General features: G+C 53.2%; 18 protein-coding genes. 7 read left to right on the plus strand and 11 right to left on the minus strand.

What is annotated here, in order from left to right; genetic code table 11:
* Nucleotides 1-109: 109 nt before the first annotated feature.
* Genes PMA3_RS24500 through PMA3_RS24530 form a run of 7 tightly spaced genes read left to right on the plus strand, consistent with a single transcriptional unit; the run spans nt 110 to nt 6,594 of the window.
* Nucleotides 110-1,267 (plus strand): acyl-CoA dehydrogenase family protein, encoded by a 1,158-nt coding sequence (locus PMA3_RS24500; protein WP_064679606.1) that lies wholly within the window; start codon nt 110-112, stop codon nt 1,265-1,267.
* A 2-nt stretch (nt 1,268-1,269) separates the two neighbouring features.
* The gene (locus PMA3_RS24505) at nt 1,270-2,421 is read left to right on the plus strand and encodes an aminoacyl--tRNA ligase-related protein (RefSeq protein ID WP_064679607.1); all 1,152 of its coding nucleotides are present in this window, start codon (nt 1,270-1,272) and stop codon (nt 2,419-2,421) included.
* Between the two features lie 26 nt (nt 2,422-2,447).
* Nucleotides 2,448-2,699 carry an acyl carrier protein gene (locus PMA3_RS24510; protein ID WP_064679608.1) on the plus strand — a complete coding sequence of 84 codons (252 nt, stop codon included), beginning with the start codon at nt 2,448-2,450 and terminating at the stop codon, nt 2,697-2,699.
* Nucleotides 2,696-3,574 (plus strand): formyl transferase, encoded by an 879-nt coding sequence (locus PMA3_RS24515; protein WP_064679609.1) that lies wholly within the window; start codon nt 2,696-2,698, stop codon nt 3,572-3,574. Before PMA3_RS24510 ends, PMA3_RS24515 begins: the two co-directional genes overlap by 4 nt.
* A complete protein-coding gene (locus tag PMA3_RS24520; protein WP_064679610.1) occupies nt 3,564-4,538 on the plus strand; it encodes a hypothetical protein in 975 nt (324 codons plus the stop codon). Before PMA3_RS24515 ends, PMA3_RS24520 begins: the two co-directional genes overlap by 11 nt.
* A complete protein-coding gene (locus tag PMA3_RS24525) occupies nt 4,539-5,807 on the plus strand; it encodes an MFS transporter (protein ID WP_064679611.1) in 1,269 nt (422 codons plus the stop codon). It abuts the gene before it with no gap.
* A 58-nt stretch (nt 5,808-5,865) separates the two neighbouring features.
* The gene (locus PMA3_RS24530; protein ID WP_064679612.1) at nt 5,866-6,594 is read left to right on the plus strand and encodes a 4'-phosphopantetheinyl transferase family protein; all 729 of its coding nucleotides are present in this window, start codon (nt 5,866-5,868) and stop codon (nt 6,592-6,594) included.
* Between the two features lie 134 nt (nt 6,595-6,728).
* Here PMA3_RS24530 and PMA3_RS24535 read toward each other — a convergent pair whose 3' ends face one another.
* From PMA3_RS24535 to moaC, 11 genes are all read right to left on the minus strand, one after another.
* The gene (locus PMA3_RS24535) at nt 6,729-8,240 is read right to left on the minus strand and encodes a Fic family protein (RefSeq protein ID WP_064679613.1); all 1,512 of its coding nucleotides are present in this window, start codon (nt 8,238-8,240) and stop codon (nt 6,729-6,731) included.
* A 274-nt stretch (nt 8,241-8,514) separates the two neighbouring features.
* Nucleotides 8,515-9,402 carry a heme o synthase gene (gene cyoE, locus PMA3_RS24540; protein WP_064679614.1) on the minus strand — a complete coding sequence of 296 codons (888 nt, stop codon included), beginning with the start codon at nt 9,400-9,402 and terminating at the stop codon, nt 8,515-8,517.
* Nucleotides 9,403-9,413: 11 nt separating this feature from the next.
* Nucleotides 9,414-9,749 (minus strand): cytochrome o ubiquinol oxidase subunit IV, encoded by a 336-nt coding sequence (gene cyoD / locus PMA3_RS24545; RefSeq protein WP_064679615.1) that lies wholly within the window; start codon nt 9,747-9,749, stop codon nt 9,414-9,416.
* Nucleotides 9,750-10,376: a cytochrome o ubiquinol oxidase subunit III gene (locus PMA3_RS24550; RefSeq protein WP_064679616.1), complete on the minus strand. Its 627-nt coding sequence runs from the start codon at nt 10,374-10,376 to the stop codon at nt 9,750-9,752.
* Nucleotides 10,377-10,379: 3 nt separating this feature from the next.
* Nucleotides 10,380-12,410: a cytochrome o ubiquinol oxidase subunit I gene (cyoB, locus tag PMA3_RS24555; RefSeq protein WP_064679617.1), complete on the minus strand. Its 2,031-nt coding sequence runs from the start codon at nt 12,408-12,410 to the stop codon at nt 10,380-10,382.
* A 3-nt stretch (nt 12,411-12,413) separates the two neighbouring features.
* Nucleotides 12,414-13,358, minus strand: a complete 945-nt coding sequence (gene cyoA, locus PMA3_RS24560; RefSeq protein WP_064679618.1) for a ubiquinol oxidase subunit II — start codon at nt 13,356-13,358, stop codon at nt 12,414-12,416.
* 825 nt (nt 13,359-14,183) lie between these two features.
* Nucleotides 14,184-14,693 carry a disulfide bond formation protein B gene (locus PMA3_RS24565; protein WP_064679619.1) on the minus strand — a complete coding sequence of 170 codons (510 nt, stop codon included), beginning with the start codon at nt 14,691-14,693 and terminating at the stop codon, nt 14,184-14,186.
* A 369-nt stretch (nt 14,694-15,062) separates the two neighbouring features.
* Nucleotides 15,063-15,839, minus strand: a complete 777-nt coding sequence (locus PMA3_RS24570; protein WP_064679620.1) for an ABC transporter substrate-binding protein — start codon at nt 15,837-15,839, stop codon at nt 15,063-15,065.
* A gap of 321 nt (nt 15,840-16,160) precedes the next feature.
* Nucleotides 16,161-16,613 (minus strand): molybdopterin synthase catalytic subunit MoaE, encoded by a 453-nt coding sequence (gene moaE / locus PMA3_RS24575; protein ID WP_064679621.1) that lies wholly within the window; start codon nt 16,611-16,613, stop codon nt 16,161-16,163.
* 3 nt (nt 16,614-16,616) lie between these two features.
* Complete coding sequence (locus tag PMA3_RS24580; RefSeq protein WP_064679622.1) at nt 16,617-16,859, minus strand: MoaD/ThiS family protein; 243 nt, start codon at nt 16,857-16,859, stop codon at nt 16,617-16,619.
* A complete protein-coding gene (gene moaC / locus PMA3_RS24585) occupies nt 16,856-17,329 on the minus strand; it encodes a cyclic pyranopterin monophosphate synthase MoaC (RefSeq protein ID WP_064679623.1) in 474 nt (157 codons plus the stop codon). The genes PMA3_RS24580 and moaC overlap by 4 nt, the downstream gene beginning before the upstream one ends.
* Nucleotides 17,330-17,339 lie beyond the last annotated feature (10 nt).

Genomic DNA, 17,339 nt, shown 5'->3' on the forward strand with positions numbered 1-17,339 from the left:
AGCACAGCACTTGCTCGCAAAATTCACGTGCGCGACAAACACGAAAATCAATTCTTGATGGAATTCCAAGTCTGGGGATCCACGCACATCATTGAAAAAGGCATAGAGCATGAGCCACATCAGACCTCAGATTTTACATCTACTGGATCAACTACAACAGTTGAACATCGCCCACCTTCCCATTGAAGAGCGGATTGGAAAACTGGTCGAACTAAAAATCCATTCGCTTCCCGTTACTTTTCACAATATGACGGCCGAAGAATACCTGGCTGTGATTGCGAATCTGGCGCAATTGGATGCATCGTCTGCCCTGAGCCTATCCATGCATCTTTATACGTTATGGGGCATCGCCACGCGCCAGGGAGAAACATTCTCCAGCGTCCTCGATGATGTATCAACTCATGGACATCTGATGGGCTCGCTAAACGAGCCAGGTTTGTATTTTTTGACGCCTGGTCAGTTGAACATAGAAACGTACCCCATTAGGGCCAGAAAAGTCGAAGGCGGGTATCGAGTAACGGGGTTAAAGAAATTTGTATCGCTGGAGCCCTTTGTTTCTTACCTGCCAGTGTACTGCATGGTCGAAAACTACTCGGGGAACGACCTTGGTGTCATTGCGTTGATGTTAAGCAAAAATGGCGAGGGTGTTTCAGTTCTTGAGGACTGGAACAGCGTTGCCATGCAGGATACTCACAGCAATAGTGTGAAATTTGATAACGCATTTTGTCCTGATGCGTTTGTAATCTGTAACGAAAACACCCCTATATCCACGCTGGCCGTCCAAGGCTACCTGTTCCGTTTTAACGTGTGCTGCGTGTATCTCGGCATCTCGCGTCAAGTACTCGACTTGGCAATCAATACAGCCAGCACAAAACGCCCACCCAACGGAAACAATGTCCTGGCGAAGTACCCGGGCGTGCAATTCTCAATAGCGGAAATGCTGATTTCAATGGAAGTAATGGAGTCGCAGATGCGCTCCTTCTGTTCGGTGCTGGATGATTTCCTGGCCAGCAAGGAGGATGTAGATTTAAACGTCAACAGAATCAGTCTCATTGCCAAGGAAGTCATCGCCCGCGAGTCAGAGCTGTTAGTTTCAAGCGCCATGAAAATAACCGGGATCAACAGCCTGTCAAATGAAAATCCATTATCAAGCATCTTCAAGGATATAAAAGCTGCGCAATTTCATCCACCACAACGCGATGTAACGTATGAAATCCTGGCCAAAGAAAAACTCGGCGTAATATCTTACAAACAACGGTGGATGTAAAAATGAATATGTTTGCAAAGCAGATTTCAAGCAGCGACTTGAACCAAATAAAAGCGGCATTACCCGCTAAAATCATGAATGGGCGACTGAGTGAGTTGCTGGAGCGCATTCCGTACATCAGCGAATCGGTGAAAAGTGTTAAATACCTCGAAGGTGAGCACGCCACACTAATCGATATTGACACTCAAGATCTGGCAGAACGGGACAAGATCAACGTTGATCTGGACGAACTCATCGACGCTTTGCTGGTTTCGAAAATATCTGCTCAAAAAAAATTAAAAGTCCATGCGCGCCCGAATGGCCAATCCCAGGCAACATACCCTGACAACTCCGCAGCCTATTACGATGGAAATGATGTACGCCTGATGGAGGCCATAGACAGGTTACTGCTTGAAGTAGCGGTTCGTCACGGCGCCCATGTGCGGGATTATGCATCGATTTATACAGCCGACATAATGGAAAGAAATGGCTACCATAAAAATTTCCCTCAGAACGTTTATGGCGTCACGCAAATACCCCATAACTACACCCTGATTAAAGAAATTCGCGAATCTCAGTCATCGACCATTCCTGCTAATTTATTCCAAAATCATGGCGCCTTCTTACAGCCATGTGTTTGCTACCACTGTTACGCAGAAATCCAGGAAACCGTGCAATCGGAAATCATGTTTACGTTGAAGGGGCGATGCTTTCGACATGAAATTCAGTGGCGACTCAACACCTTCCGTCGCAACGAGTTCACCATGCGTGAAATAGTGTTCATGGGCAGCCAAGCGTATGTGGAAAGCAAGCGACTGGGCATCATGGATGAAATTTGGGACCTTTTTTGCTCGCTTGGTCTTTATGGTCAGGTCGTGACCGCTCGCGATCCCTTTTTTCATTATGACGACATGAAAACCAAAGGTGCGGTGCAATTAATGGCGGACGCAAAGTACGAACTGGAATTCATTTCTGCCAACGGCAACGCGAGTTCCATAGCTTCGTTCAACAATTGCCAGGATACGTTATGTGAAAAATTTGAAGTCACGAATGATGAAAAAAGCTTTTTGCATTCTGGCTGCGTAGCTTTCGGAATTGATCGGTGGCGTGCAGCTTTGTATGAACAGTATGGTCCCGATAATCGTAACTGGCCTGAAAAACTAAAAAATGCGTAACGCCATCTAAACAGGAACATCGTGCAATGGACTTAATTCAAGAAACCGTATTCCGGGTCATCGGCAACGTTATAGGTTCTGAGCTGACGGTCGATATGGATTCGTCCCTATCCGAAATGCGGGTCAACTCTATAAAAATCATCCAAATCATTGCCATGCTGGAGAACGAACTCAACTTCGAACTCGACGAGGAGGATTTGCTCATGAGCAATTTTGCTACACCTCGGCAAACAATCAACTTGCTTCGCGAAAAATACGGCTCGGTAGAATCAGCATGACCTGTCGCATCGCCTACATATGCGGAGTACAGGGATTGTCATTGGTCCCCCTCTTACGGGGCATCACTGAGCCTGAAGACCTGATGGTTTTTGCCTCGCAATCTGCCTTTAACGAATGGGAGGGTGATACCCAAAATATAGAGCCTATTGAGTGCGCCGAGATGTTAAGAGCGGCCTTAGTGACTTTCCGCCCTGACATAATTCTTGTAATGACTTATCTTTCGAAATTAGATGTATCACTTTCGAAATCAAGCAAGTACGGCATGGTTAACATCCACCCTTCCCTGTTACCTGAATATCGCGGAGGAGCACCGATTTTTTATGCACTGAAAAATGGAGAAGAACACGTAGGCGTGACTTATCATTTCATGACCGAGGTGTTTGACCAAGGCGATATTATTGAACAAGCATCCATAAAAGTAACCCCCACGGACTGTGCCAGCTCGGTGTGGTTAAAGGTGATAAAGAAGATATTCGCTGGCCTGCCAAAGATTATTGAAAATCGAAGCCAGTGGACTTCAATGGCAAGAAAGCAGGATGAAAACATTGCCACTTCGATAGGATTTCCTTCGCTGGGGGAACGAAGTTTAAGCAAACTAAAAACCGTATCAGAGAACCTTAGCATCATCAGAGCGTGTGGGCGAGCTACGGGTGCACGTTTATCCCTGGAAGGCCATATAGTTTTTGTCACCGAAGCAAGTGTGGCGCCGGCAAACGCCGCATTGAATGAAAGCCCAGAGAGCTGGATAGAAAATGAAAGTACGCTTCTATTCAAGGTGCTGGACGGCTGGCTGGAAATTAACGCAGCGAAGCTCGACGGAATAACAATTTCTTCGTGGAGGTTTTTGATGGAAGCATTAGCCCATGGCGCTTAATCAGGACACATTGAACATCGAAAGTCAGCCATTCCCCTACGACACTGAACATTATGACAGGCGTTTTCTGGATTGCTGGCGAAGGCAAGCCGTCGTATTTCTGGAGAAGTGTGGCGCCGACGTCGATCTGCTATTTTATAATTCACTTGCTTCGACAGACCGGATTTTTGAAGACCATATTCTGAATCACAAACCCAAGTATGCTTTTTTGACGCCCTCAATAGATAACGAGGGACTGTCTTTGACAGGCTGGCAACAAAGCCTGAAGACATACGAAACGTTCGAGTTGGCGGGCGACGACCTAAGTGAGCACTTGGAGAAGATTCCATTTGCCATCGTCATGGGCAGTGTATTTTATTTACCACATTGCCCCGAATACCAAATGGAACATCTTAACCACTCGATTGTGCTATCCGGACAATGCGCTCACTCCGTTTGGGAGGTGATTGATGATGACCCCTCCTCTATATTGAGAACGTATCGCTACGATCAAAGCTACATCGAGAGATATTTCAACAACAATGGCGCACGCCTGATCAGATATTTCAAGCCGATCGAGATCGACACAACTGAGAGCGGACGTGACATTGCCATACAAAAGTGTGCAACTTACTTATCCTCAATGGAGGACAGTTACAAACTGCTTACTGAAATAGAATGGATTGCGAACAACCCATACGAATCCGTTAGCATTCGCGCAAAAAAAATACATGAGGCATTTTCAATATACTCCGGCTCGCGAAGTTTGTTTTCAAGATTTGCCGAACGTGTCTTGGGCGATCAAGTCGCTGCTTCCCACTTAAATGACATCGCTGCTGAGGCAATGGTCATAAAATACGCCATGGCCAAGGCTGAAATCACACACCGCATAAATGTCGGATCAATCGTATCAAGATGCGAAAAGCTGGCAGTTCATGAACGCCGCACCCTTTCGCTGTTAAGAAAAAACCTGGGATGTTCCTAAATGGCTTTAGACATAGAACTGGAAACGGACGAGTTAAGTTACAGAAAGCTTCTTGGACAACCGAACTTCACAAGATTTTTTCTAAGCCAGGTCCTGGTAAGCGTTGGCGACGGCTTTTTTGGAGTGCTGGTAACATTTTTAGCGCTGTCGATGGGAGCGTCAGCAAGTACATTGGGTATCGTTGCGTTCTGTGTGACGTTTCCAAGAGGTATCTTGGGCATTTTAGGCGGCGCGGTTGCCGACCAATATGATCGCAGAAAACTGATGGTATTTTGTGATGTAGTCCGTGGGTCAGGTGTACTGATTCTAGCGTTGCTTTTGTTCATGAATGCTCTGGACATCTTCTTTCTTACGCTCATTGGCGCCGTTGTGACATCCACCTATGCGCTGTCGAAACCGGCGAGCAAAGCCTATGTTCCCAGTATTGTGGAAAAGAAAGAGTTAATACTCGCCAATGGGCTGGTGCAAAGTGTGCTTTGGCCTTGTTTTTTTCTGGGAGCTGGTTTAGTAGGCGTTTCAGGCGCGCTAAATGTAGCGCCGGCCAACGCCCTGATTGTCTGTGCGTTAATATTCTTTTTCTCGCAAATGTCCCTGACGAGCATCAAGGGGCACGTGACGCGCACTGCCGCTCGAACTGCATTTTCCATGCTGCAACAGTTACGCAGTGGCTGGGAAGAGTTACTCACGCATCGAGCGTTAATGGTAAGAATCACCAGCTATTTTCTTTACACAGTGTCCTGGCGCGGCACCCTGCAAATAGCACTCCCACTGTATGCAGTCAATACACTGAATCAACCCGCTACATTTTATAGCAGCCTGATGGTAGCTTGTGGGATTGGAGAGCTTATTAGTTCGTTGATAATAGGTAAATTGCGGATCTCGAATAACTTGAGACTGGCGTTCTGCGGAGAAATCATTCTTGCTCTGGCACTTATCATTCTCGTCGTTAATTCTTTTACTGGTCTGCCTGCTTTGGTACTGGCGCTTATTGCCAGCCTATTGATAGGGCTCTCAGCTACTGTCATTGACATACCCCTGATCACAGCCATTCAGCACGAAATAGACGACGACAAATCCGGAAAAATATTTAGTTACTGGAGCGCGCTAGGTGCACTAGGAGGAAGCGTAGGCACCTTGATAGTCAGTGGACTCATCTATTTTATTGGTCTTCAAAATGCAATTATTTTCATGACGGCCTGGCTGACGCTCTCAGCAGTGGTCGCTTATGGAATTGCTTATACCAAGGTGCGCGGTGAGGGAAAGCAATAAACTCACGCTTCCAGCGCGCGAACTACCGCTCATTTGGCATCAACCACTAAACACCTCTATGCCTGACCTGAATTTATTCGCAGTAGCCGCCCCCACTTTCAAGCTCAAGCACTGCGGCTTGCCCTCGCATCTGGAATCGCTTTTATCAGATGATGAGTTGCTTCGAGCCCATGGCATCAAAGACGAAACAAGCAAAACAGAATTCATGCTGGGAAGAGCCCTCCTTCGCAGTGTGATAGCCAGTTTACTCAGCTTGGTGCCGCGCCATTTACCCATTCTTATCGAACGAAATGGCAGGCCCTATTTAGATGGGTACAGCCTGGAGTTCAGCTTGAGTCATGCTTGTGGGTACGTCTGTGTTGCAGCGTCAAGGAACAGCAGGATTGGCGTCGATATCGAGGGCGGGGGTCTGTTGGAAGGGAGCGGTGTTTTGAGCAAGTATCTTCGCAAGACATTCCTTGACGACGAGGGCTCATGCCTGACCTCAGCCGACTGCGATATCGTAGGCCATTGGTGCATGTGCGAAGCCTACGCCAAGTGTTCAGGCCAGGACATGCTTACCGCAATGCGTTCTCAAGAGTTACGTAAACTGATCCGGCAGCCACCCAGGTCTAATTGGCATGTCGGTTCGAATCACTCAATATGCCTGACGTCCGTTGCTAATGGCCAAATACCGCTCGCCCTGTGTGTGGATGCACTTCCAATGCCTTTCAGCGTTCTGGAAATTGACCTATCCGATGAGTTGTTCTTGAGCAAGCTACATCAGGAGTTGCACCAGACGGCGTAATATTTATTCACAGTCCCACTGAACGAAAACGCGTCCCTCGCCATGCGCTTGTCCCACCAGCCTTTAGAAATAAAAAAACCCGCACGTTTTTCGATGCGCGGTTTTTTAACGAACCCGAGCTATCAATTCAGCCATTACAGATCAGCAATCTTGGCCCCTTCCTTTTCCTCTTTCTGATCCCGAAGCATGGTCTGCGTGACCTGCTCAATGTAATCAAACACTTCCTCCTGAACCGAATACTTGTACTGCTTGCGCCGGTGCTTCGAGACCGTGCCATTTTGCGACAGACACATCATTACCAGATTGGCCAAGTCACTGCCTCGGACGTCGTAGCGCTCATCAACCGCCTTGACGATCTTGTCGTAATTTTGGAGAAAAACTGTCTCTTCACGAAGCTCCACTTCAAGAGCTCGCTTGGCCATCTCCAGAGTGAATCGCACACCTGGCGTGGCATCCCAGAAGCGGTATATTGCCGGATGCCCCGTGAAGTTGAAGGACATGTTTCCCTGGTCAATCCAGCGCACGTCCCAGAATTCACGCGCTGGCCGAGAGAACTCCTGCAGGGTTTCCAGATACAGACGCTCCTCGCGCTTCATTGCCACCGACACCGGAAGCAGCAAGCCATTTTCCAATGCCCCCGCACGGCAAAGTGTCTGGTGTATGAGGAAGCGGGAAAGGCGACCATTCCCATCCATGAAAGGGTGAAGGAAGACGAATCCAAATGAAATGATCCCGGCGGCGATCAGAGGGTCAATACGCTTTACCGCGTCATTCCCCAATGCCATCAGCTGTTCCATCAACTCCCGACATAAGTCCGGTGCAGGTGGGACATACGTTACACCTGCGGCACCATGCAGACCGCTTGCCAAATGGTTCTGTTCATGGCGGAACGCAGCAGCCATATCGTATGGATTGGAGATCGTTGCATTCTGGAGGGTCACCAAGTAATCCTCACTCAATGGAATGCGTTCATGGGCCTGCCGGAGCAGCTGAATGAAACGCCGGGACTTGTCTTCGCTTGGCGACTCTTTCTCGATGGCGAATGAGTCCTGGGCTTCGCTCAGATAGGCCCAGTTGATTGCCCGATCCATCATTCCTGATGGCAGGTTCTGAATGAATTGCTGCGCACGCGCCAAGATATCGTGTTGTAGCAACACCATAATCTGAGGTGTTCGTTCAACGGTGGCGCAGTAAGCTAGTGTTCCAATACCATTGAACTCAATCCGCCAGCGGGAATTACGTTCCCCTGGCATCGTCAAGTACTGCTCCGGGTCAAACAAGGGGATGAAGCCTCCCTTCACGGGGGAGTGTTGGGTCAGCTCCTCACCATTGAATGCTTCGTAGAGAAAGCAGGCCTTGCGGATGTAGATCCCGTTTGGAGCTTTTCGCAATTCGGCTTCGAGCGCTTGTGCCGGAATTCGAGGTAACGCCTGAGCTAGAATGGTGAGATTGATCCCTTCATGCTTCAACGCGAAGAGGACATGCCCGAGCAGATCATCTGGCGCAGGTGCAATTGCAGGCGGGACTGCCAATATGTCGCCGATTCTTTCAAGCCGTGTAACAGGCTGAACTCTGGCAGGTTGGCGCAGAGGAAACGCTGAAAGCTGCAGTGCATCTTGCAGACAGGCATATCCAGCTGAGTTCATCGCGCAAATCCTCATTTTTGAGCAGGCCACGCGATTTTTCTTTAGCGGTCCAATAAAATCTTAAGATTCTTAGAATATCTCGATTTTTTCTTAACTGACCAGTGCTATCTCGTTACTCGTAGTTATAGTGATTTACCCCTATAACTGTTGATAACTTCGTATGAGTTCAGACGCGGCGGGATGGCAGAACAGAATTGAACGTGCTCCAGCGCCAGCAATAAAAAACCCCGCTCTTCTGTCGAAGGCGGGGTTTTTTTGATGCAGCGTCTAAAGCCTATGGCGCGTAAGTCAGCAACAACTCACTCGGCACCTTGAAATCCAGCGACATCATCACGCTCAACGCGGTAATGGTGAAGATCGAGAACACGAACAGCTTGCGTGCCCAGACCCTGTCATCCACTGCCTTGTAGCCGGTCCAGGCCATGTACAGCCAGTACATGCCCATGGCCGCGGCGACGGCGAGGTAGCTCATGCCGGCGTAGCCGCTGAAGGTCAGCATCAAGGTCGCCACGAGGAACGCCAGGATGTAGAGCAGGATGTGCTTCTTCGCCACTTCAATCCCGCGCTTGACCGGCAGCACCGGAATCGATGCAGCCAGGTAATCGTTGAAGCGAAAGATCGCGATGGCGTAGGAATGCGGCATCTGCCACAGGCTGAACATCACCAGCAGCGTCAGTGCGGCCATGTCGAAGCTGTTGGTCACAGCGACGTAGCCAATCACCGGCGGCATGGCGCCCGACAGACTGCCCACCAGCGTGCCGTGAACCGACTTGCGCTTGAGGTACAGACTGTAGAAGCCGACGTAGATGACGAAGCCGATCACCGCGAACAAAGCGGCCAACGGGTTGGCCACCTTGTACAACAGTGCAACGCCGAAAACACCCAGAATGGTCGCAAAGGCCAGGGCCAGTTTCAGGGAGATCAAGCCCTGGACCAGCACCCGGTTCTTGGTGCGTTCCATCTTCAGGTCGATGTCGCGGTCGATGCAGTTGTTGAACACGCAACCGGAAGCCACCACCAGGGACGTGCCGATCATCGCAGCCAGGAAGATGGCCAGATCGACATGCCCTTTGGAGGCCAGGAAAAATCCGCCTGCCACTGAAAGCACGTTACCGAAAATGATCCCCGGTTTGGTGATTTGGATAAAGTGCTTCAAGGACATCCGGACTTACCTCAGTGCGCCATCATGTTGGTGTGGATGCTGAACATGATCCACAACGACAGGCCTACCAACAGGACGATTACCAGTGCGGCGAAAACAAACGCGATCACGTTGTTACGCTGGGCGGCGGAGCGGTCCAGGTGGAGGAAGTACACCAGGTGCACCAGCACCTGGATCACTGCAAAGATCAGGACGATCCACAGGGTCATGGCTTTCGGCAGCGACGGGTACATCACCAGGCCAAAAGGAATGACGGTCAGGATCACCGACAGAATGAAACCGATGGCGTAGGACTTGACGCTGCCATGGTTCGCATCGTGGGTATCGTGGGCATGAGCGTTAGCCATTTACATAGTCCCCATCAGATAAACAACGGTGAATACGCAGATCCACACCACGTCCAGGAAGTGCCAGAACAGGCTCAGGCAGCTCAGACGGGTCTTGTTGGTCGCCGTCAGGCCGTTTTTCTGCACCTGGTACATCATGATCGCCATCCAGATCAGACCGCTGGTCACGTGCAGACCGTGGGTGCCGACCAGGGTGAAGAACCCGGACAGGAAGCCTGAGCGGCTAGGGCCGAAGCCCTCGGAGATCAGCAGGTGGAACTCGTTGATCTCCATGGCGATAAAGCCGGCGCCAAGCAGGAAGGTCATGCCCAACCAGGTCAGCACGCCCTTCTTGTTACCCTTGAACAACGCCAGCATGGCGAAGCCGTAGGTGATCGAACTGAACAACAGCAGAGCGGTTTCGCCCAGCACGTAAGGCAGTTCGAAGATGTCGGCTCCCGATGGGCCGCCCGCTACGTTGTTAACCAGTACCGCGTACACCGCGAAGATCGACGCAAACAGGATGCAGTCGGTCATCAGGTAGAGCCAGAAACCGAATACGGTCATCTCGCCCGAGTCGTGGTGATGGTCATCGTGCCCATGTCCATCGACATGGGTGTGTCCAGCATTGGTCACTAAGTTCGACATGGTTTAAGCCTGTTCCAACGAGGTTTCAACACGGGTGGCGTTGGCTGGGACTTTCCCGGCCGCTACCAGACGTTTGTGCTGCTCGGCTTCGATGCGCTCGATGACATCCACCGGCACCATGTAGCCCTGATCGTCACGGGCGGCATGGATGGTGAAATACACCACGGTGCCGACCAGGCCGACGATGGCCAGCCACCAGATGTGCCAGATCATCGCGAAACCGAACACGGTCAACAGTGCGCCCATGACCACACCGGTCGCGGTGTTGTTGGGCATGTGGATCGGCTCGTACCGGGCCGGAGCCTTGTACGCGGTGCCGTCTTCCTTGGCTTCGGTGAACGGGTCGATGACGTCGGCTTTCGGCAGCACGGCAAAGTTGTAGAACGGAGGTGGCGACGAGGTCGACCATTCCAGGGTATGGGCATTCCACGGGTCGCCGTGTTCGCACATGTTCTCTGGCTTGTTGCGGTCACGCACGCTGACGTACAGCTGGATCAGCTGGCAGGCGATACCGACGGCGATCATCACCGCACCGAACATGGCGACGTACAGGTACGGCACCCACTCAGGGTTGGTAGTAGCGTTCAAACGACGGGTCATGCCCATGAAGCCCAGGACATAGAGCGGCATGAACGCGACGAAGAAGCCGGTGATCCAGAACCAGAATGCGGCCTTGCCCCAGCCTTCGTGCAGCTTGAAGCCGAACGCTTTCGGGAAGTAGAACGCAAAGCCTGCGATGTAGCCGAATACCGCGCCGCCGATGATCACGTTATGGAAGTGCGCGATCACGAACAGGCTGTTGTGCAGAACGAAGTCAGCACCCGGGATGGCCAGCAGTACGCCGGTCATGCCGCCGATGGCGAAGGTCACCATGAAGCCCAGGGTCCACAGCACCTGGCTGGTGAAACGCAGACGGCCCTGGTAGATGGTGAACAGCCAGTTGAATAGCTTCACCCCCGTCGGGATCGAAATCAGCATCGTCGCCAGGCCGAAGAAGGCGTTGACGCTGGCACCCGACCCCATGGTGAAGAAGTGGTGCAGCCAGACCATGAAGCCCAGGATCGAGATCGCGCCGCTGGCGTAGATCATCGAGTGGTGGCCGAACAGTTTCTTGCCGGTGAAGGTCGAGATGACTTCCGAGAAAATGCCGAACGCTGGCAGGATCAGGATGTACACCTCGGGGTGACCCCAGGCCCAGAACAGGTTGACGTACATCATCGGATTGCCACCAAGTTCATTGGTGAAAATGTGGAAATCCATGTAACGGTCAAGCGTCAGCAGTGCCAGGGTAGCGGTCAGGATCGGGAACGAAGCCACGATCAGGACGTTGGCCCAGGTGCAGGTCCAGGTGAAGATCGGCATGTCCATCAGCTTCATGCCCGGGGTACGCATTTTCAGCACGGTGGCCAGGAAGTTGACCCCCGTCAGCGTCGTACCTAGCCCGGATAGCTGTAGCGCCCAGATGTAGTAGTCCATCCCCACGCCCGGACTGTATTGCAGGCCCGACAACGGCGGATAGGCAACCCAACCGGTCTTGGCGAATTCGCCAACGCCCAGGGACAGGTTGATCAGCACCACGCCCGACACCAGCAGCCAGAAGCTCAGGGAGTTCAGGAACGGGTACGCAACGTCACGGGCACCGATCTGCAGCGGCACTGCCAGGTTCATCAGGCCGGTGAAGAATGGCATCGCCATGAAGATGATCATGATCACACCGTGGGCGGTGAAGATCTGGTCATAGTGTTCAGGTGGCAGGTAGCCAGGCGAACCCTCGGTGGCCATGGCCAGCTGGGTACGCATCATGATGGCGTCGGCAAAACCGCGCAGCAGCATGATCATGGCGACGATGATGTACATCACGCCGATTTTCTTGTGGTCGACCGACGTCAGCCACTCGGTCCACAGGTAGGTCCACTTCTTGAAGTAGGTGATTGCAGCGAACAGCGCCAGACCACCGAGTGCGATCATGGCGATGGTTATCATCACGATCGGTTCGTGGAACGGGACCGCTTCCCAACTTAATTTACCAAACATCGTTTACTCCTCTGCCCCGGCAGCTGAATGCGAACTCATGTCCATCCCTTCCATATGGGCCACTTCTTTCTCTTTCTTCTCGTGGTGCATCGGCTTGCCCGGTTTCATGCCTTCGTACTTGTCGACGATGATCTGGAACAGGTTCGGCGTGACCGAGGAGTAGAGCTCGACTGGGTTGTTCTGGCTTGGCTTGGTAAGGGCTTCGTATTCAGCTGATTCCAGCTGTTTAGGTGCCTTTTTGACTTCGCTTACCCAGGCGTCGAAATTTTCCTGAGAGGTTGAGATCGCTTTGAATTTCATGCCGGTAAAACCTGCGCCGCTGTAGTTGGCGGAGATGCCTTCCATTTCAGCGTCACGGTTGGCAATCAGGTGCAACTTGGTCTGCATGCCGGCCATCGCGTAGATCTGGCCGCCCAGGCCCGGGATGAAGAACGAGTTCATCACCGAGTCCGACGTTACCTTGAAGTTGACCGGTGTATTGGTCGGGAACACGATCTTGTTGACGGTGGCGATGCCCTGTTCCGGATAGATGAACACCCACTTCCAGTCCAGCGAGACCACTTCGATGGTGATCGGCTTGACGTCGGATTCCAGCGGACGGTACGGGTCCAGTTCGTGGGTCGACACGTAAGTGACGTAACCCAGGGCAATGATGATCAGGATCGGAACGGTCCACACCGCGATTTCAATCTTGGTGGAGTGGTTCCATTTCGGGGTGTAGGTCGCGTTGGTGTTGGACGCGCGGTATTTCCAGGCGAACAGGAAGGTCATGACGATGACCGGGATCACGACCAACAGCATCAGCAGCGTCGCGGTGATGATCAGGTTTCGCTGCTCCAGGCCGACCTGGCCCGTAGGATTGAGCAAGGTCATGTTGCAGCCTCCCAGCAACAACGTGCCGAGCAGCGGCACTATGCCTAGTAGTCTTGGGTACCTGTTTTTACTCATCTCACGACCTCTAAAGCAGCTTGCGCAATGCAGTTGGTTTTTGATCGCCAACACTTCACCCTGCCAAGGGTTGGCATTTTTCTTGGATTGAATAAGGGCTGCCCGTCGCGCGTCAGACGCTGTTCGACAAATCCTGGGACAGCGGTGAGTTCTTATTCGAATTCGTGGTCAAAGGCCTTGTTAAAGACCAATTCCATTTGGTGCGGATAGTGGAAGGCACCGACACCTGGGAGTCGCATGAAGCCATCCGGCCTCTCGACGCCCTATTCCTGCTCGTGCACCTGTGTAAGGGTGAGCAGTGCCGGGAATTCAGTGCGGGCGATTGTAGTGACGTAGCGATTCATAAACCATGTCTCATCCCGAAATAATTTTTATCCATTTCAGCAACAATCAATCACGAATTTCGCAAAAGTCCGGCATGTTATCGAAATTAATTCTCAACAAAAACACCAAAAATAGTAGGTCTACCGCACGCGGTTCAGACAGTATCGAAGGCTCTACACCCTCCTTCGACCCGGCCCAAGCCCCTATGCGACAAGGGCTCCGCCAATTCGCCAGGCCCTGTTAAAACTGCCTGTTCGGGTGTTTCAGGGTCTAAGCCGCCCGCCATTGAAAAAGCCGCTTTTTGTTGCGTAGAGGGGCGCGAATTCACGGCTTTGAAATGCCCTGCGACACTCGCGCTGTGACAACGTGTCGCACATGTGTCGCCCCCCGACTTGTCGCGCATCAAGGTCTTTTTACCCGCCCCCTGCCATGCAAAACGCCCCGGTGCTCTCAACGAGGACCGGGGCGTTTTTTGCTTTACACGGGAGGCGCGAGATGGGCTCAGCGCAGCGCTTTGCGATTACGCGAAGTGAGCAGCGGCACCAGGATGACCACCAGTACAAAGGCGACCAGCGCCCATTGGGCGAGGGACAGACCGAGAATCGGCGGGTACGGCGTCGAGCAGAAACCGTCGACCTGGAAGCCCAGCGGGAAGATCTTCGCCAGCGGCAAGCCGTCGACTATCGGTTGCAACACATCGATGCCGCAGCTGACGGTCGGATAGAACTGGGTGTAGACGTGATGCCCTGCCACTCCGACGCCTGCCACGGCGCAGATCACCACCAGGGTTTCAAACACCGTGATGCTGCGGCGGGTGCGCATGGCCGCGCCGATGAAGGCGAAGATCGCAATCAGCAGCAAGGCGTAGCGTTGCAGGATGCATAGCGGGCACGGCGCCTCGCCCAGGACGATTTGCATGTACAGCGCGCCGCCGATCAGCGCCAGGCAGATGGCGCCCAGTAACACCAGGTAGCGCCGTTCACGACCCAACCGCATTGTTTCCTCGCTCATTGCGTTTCCCTTCTGAATATCGATTGCCCAAAGTCTACACGCTGGCCCGGACCTTGGAGAGTCTGGCGCGCGTGGGTGGGTATCGGGGAATAGACGATAAGCGGGTTAAGAAGGGATTAAAATTTCGGCGATCGGGTTGAATTTTGACCAGGCCGATGGCGTCTTCGTCGGAACACCACCGGGAGCCGGCTCACACATTTTCCATGGGCTTTGTGAGCGCCGCGGCCCCCCTGTAGAAGCTGGCCTGTCGGATCGCCGCACCGCAGCGAAAGCGGTCCATCAGTCAACACTTCTACTGAATGTGCCGCCGTCTTCGCCAAGCCGGCTCCTACACGAAATCAGCGTCGTTCACCGACTTGGCGCGTTCGATCAGTCGCCGTAGATATCAGACTTGAAGTACTTCTCGGAAATCTTCTGGTATTCACCACTGGCGCGAATGCCGTCGATGGCCGTGTTCAGTTGGGTCACCAATTCGGTGTTGCCCTTGCGCACCGCGATCCCGGCGCCCTCCCCCACGTATTTCGGATCCTTCAGCTCCGGCCCGACAAACGCATAGCCTTTGCCACGGGGCATCATCAGAAAGTCATTCAGCGGAATGGTGTCGGCAAAAATCGCATCGAGGCGACCGGCCGCCAGATCCATGTAGATCTCTTCGTTGTTGCTGTAACGCTTGACGTTAACGCCCTTGGGTTCAAACACCTCGGTGGCATAACGATCAGTAGTGGTGGCACGTTGCACGCCGATCGTCTTGCCTTTGAGGCTGGCGTACTGGTCATCCACCACCGCCCCTTCCTTCATCACCAGGCGCGATGAGGTGAAGTAGTACTTGTGGGTAAAATCCACCGACTTCTTGCGGTCTTCGTTGATGGTCATGGACGACAGCGCCATGTCGATTTTCTTCACCTTCAGGGAAGGAATCAGGCCATCGAACTCGCCTTCAACCCACTGGCACTTGACCTGCATCTGCGCGCACAGGGCATTGCCGATGTCGTAGTCGAATCCGACAATCTTGCCGTCCGAGCTTTTCGAGGCGAACGGCGGGTACGCCGCCTCGATGCCGATGCGCAGGGTCTTCTCGGCGGCGAACAGGGTGCTGCACGCCAACAGGCTCAGGGCCAGACCGGTAATGAGGGGGAATTTCTTCATGTTCGTTCTCTCGCGGGTTGTTGTTGGTTTGGCAAGACAGAAGAAAGAGCTGAAACGGGGGCGGCCTTTTTTTGTACTTATAAATCCATACTGGACTTTTATGTATGAGTCGTCAATCCGGGGCGAATGAGATGGGTCGGCCGGCGGTCGGGAGGTGGGTCGGGGAGATTTTGGGTGTAGCGGATGGCCTCTTCGCGGGCAAGTCGGATCGCCGCATCGCTCGCTCCTACAGGGTTCTGAGTCGTTCACACAACATATGCATGCACAGAACCGTAGGAGCGAGGCTTGCCCGCGAATGCCTACTTGAATGCGCCGCAGGAATCACTGCTTCCAGCGATCCGCCGCCGCATGATCACTGTCGCGCCCTTCCACCCAGCGCGCACCATCGCTGGTGTTCTCTTTCTTCCAGAACGGCGCGCGGGTTTTCAGATAGTCCATGACGAAAGAGCAGGCGTCGAACGCCGCCTGGCGGTGGGCGCTGGCGGCGCCGACGAAGACGATCGGCTCACCCGGCTCCAGGGCGCCGATGCGATGCAGCACTTCCAGCTTGAGCAACGGCCAGCGTTGCTGCGCCTCAACGGCGATTTTGCCGAGGGCTTTTTCGGTCATGCCCGGATAGTGCTCCAGAAACATCCCGGCCACTTCGAGCCCGTCATTGAAGTCGCGCACATAGCCGACAAAACTCACCACCGCACCGACGCCGACATTGGCCGCATGCATGGCGTTGACCTCGGCACCCGGATCGAACGCAGTGGACTGCACACGAATCGCCATGGCTCAGCCTCCGGTCACAGTCGGGAAAAAGGCGACTTCATCGCCATCGCTCACCGGCTCGTCGAGCTGGCACAGGTCTTCATTGCGGGCGCACATCAGGTTCTGTTCGCTCAGCACCTCGGCGCCGTCGCGTTGAGCCAGCAACGCGCGCACGTCATCGACGGTCGCGAAATCCCCTTCAACCTTCACCAAGTCGACGCCGAGCGCTTCCCGGTAACGGGCAAAAAACTTCACGGTGAGGTTCATGGCTGATCCGCCTGGAAATGGCCGCTCTTGCCCCCAAGTTTCTCCAGCAGCCGCACGCTTTCGATGGTCATGCCGCGATCCACGGCCTTGCACATGTCATAGATCGTCAGCGCCGCGACGCTGGCCGCGGTCAGGGCTTCCATTTCGACGCCGGTCTGTCCGGACAACTTGCAGCGCGCGACGATGCGCACGGTATCGTCGCCTTCGGCACTGAGTTCGACCTTGACGCCGGTGAGCAGTAATGGATGACACAGGGGAATCAGATCGCTGGTTTTCTTCGCCGCCTGAATGCCGGCGATACGCGCCACGGCAAACACATCACCCTTGGGATGACCGCCGCTGACGATCATTTGCAGGGTGTCGGGCAGCATGCGCACCAGCGCCTGGGCCGTCGCTTCGCGGAACGTCACGGCTTTTTCGGTGACGTCGACCATGTTGGCGCGACCTTGGGAATCGAGATGAGTCAGCACAGGGATACTC

It is taken from the genome of Pseudomonas silesiensis (assembly GCF_001661075.1).
Lineage (GTDB): Bacteria > Pseudomonadota > Gammaproteobacteria > Pseudomonadales > Pseudomonadaceae > Aquipseudomonas > Aquipseudomonas silesiensis.